Genomic DNA, 329 nt, shown 5'->3' with positions numbered 1-329 from the left:
TGAATGGCACTGAAGAGAATGACGCCTTGGATGGCGGCGAAGGGGATGACACCCTAAATGGCGGCGGTGGGGACGATCGCCTCTTGGGGGGCGAGGGGAACGATACTGTGAATGGCGGTACCGGTAATGACATCTTAAATGGCGGCAACGGAGACGATCGCCTCTTGGGGGGCGAGGGAAATGATCGCCTCTTAGGGGGCGAGGGGAATGACACCTTGAATGGCGGCACCGGGGACGATCGCCTTGTGGGTGGATCTGGCAACGATATCCTACTCGGCGGCGATGGAAGCGATCGCCTCTTAGGAGAAGTCGGTAACGATCGCCTCTTG

At 59.3% G+C, this 329-nt stretch carries 1 protein-coding gene; it reads left to right on the top strand.

Annotated features, from left to right (window positions below; all coding sequences use genetic code 11):
* On the top strand, nt 1-329 hold a 329-nt coding region (locus JUJ53_RS25375; protein WP_275415712.1), incomplete at both ends, for a calcium-binding protein.

It is taken from the genome of Leptolyngbya sp. CCY15150 (genome assembly GCF_016888135.1).
In the GTDB taxonomy this organism is placed as follows: Bacteria; Cyanobacteriota; Cyanobacteriia; order RECH01; family RECH01; genus RECH01.
Note: the sequence above shows the minus strand (reverse complement) of the source record. Positions and strands in the feature narration are given on the sequence as shown.